Annotated in this window: 1 protein-coding gene; it reads left to right on the top strand. The window is 48.7% G+C overall.

Annotated features, from left to right (window positions below):
* Positions 1-974, top strand: a 974-nt coding sequence (locus STRDD13_RS05275; RefSeq protein WP_197457161.1) for a MucBP domain-containing protein, incomplete at both ends; no start/stop codon positions are given.

Here is a 974-nt window from a genome sequence, read left to right as displayed (position 1 = left end):
GCTGTCAAAGCCAACTCTCTCTACAAGCTGGTCTATGACAGGGACCAAGCGACTCCACCTACACCAGGGGAGACACCAAGTCCGAACCAACCAAAGAAACCTCAGCCAGGCACACCAGCTCGTTCGCTACCTGAGACAGGGGCTGAGTGGCTCAATACCAGCCTGAGCTTGCTTGGGGTCCTCTTCTTTGCCGGAGCTAGCTGGTTGATCCTTAGCAAAAAAGGGAGAAAAGCAGGCAAGACCCTCTTGCTAGTCCTAGTCGGCTCAAGCCTCTTGGGCTATGGGTCAACAGCCGTTTCTGCATACTCAGGGACAGCCTTGCAAGCCACTAGCCATTTGACCAAGGATACGGTCCTTACACCAGCAGAGATCGCAGGCTATCACTATGTTGGGGTCATCGAAGTGTCAGAAGAGACACCAGCTCCAAGTCCAACCCCAGAAGCTAAAAAGGGTTCTGTCGTGGTCAACTATGTGACGACAGACGGGACGACTCTAGAGAGCGTCAAGCTTTTGACGGATGTGGCTGTAGGCACAGACTATAGGACAGAAGAAAAGACCTTTGATGGCTATGTTTTCAAAGAAATGCAGGCTGACTCAGCAGCGACCAGTGGCCAAGTAGTCGAAGGCACGACTACTGTGACCTATGTCTACAGAAAGCTGAAGTATGGAGGTTATGCACTTCATATGACGATTGCCTTTGATTTTAATGCCAGGGCAATGTCAGATTATTATATACCAGCGGATACGACGGTTAATTATCTCTCTGAAATTGTCAATGAAAAGACTCCCTTCTATCTTACCTCTCAAGGCAAGGTTATTGAGCCCACCTCAGTTAAAGATGGCCGGATTGAGTATAAGGATGTTGTCATTTATGCCTTTGAAGGAGTGGAGGGAACTTCAATTCCGACTTATGATGTTCAAAAGGACCTGGTCTTCCACCATGGAGACAAGGAGATTCCAGCCAACAAAATCTA

The organism is Streptococcus sp. DD13, from assembly GCF_001578875.1.
GTDB lineage: Bacteria > Bacillota > Bacilli > Lactobacillales > Streptococcaceae > Streptococcus.
The sequence above is the reverse complement of the archived record's forward strand: the minus strand, read 5'-3'. Positions and strand labels throughout refer to the sequence as shown.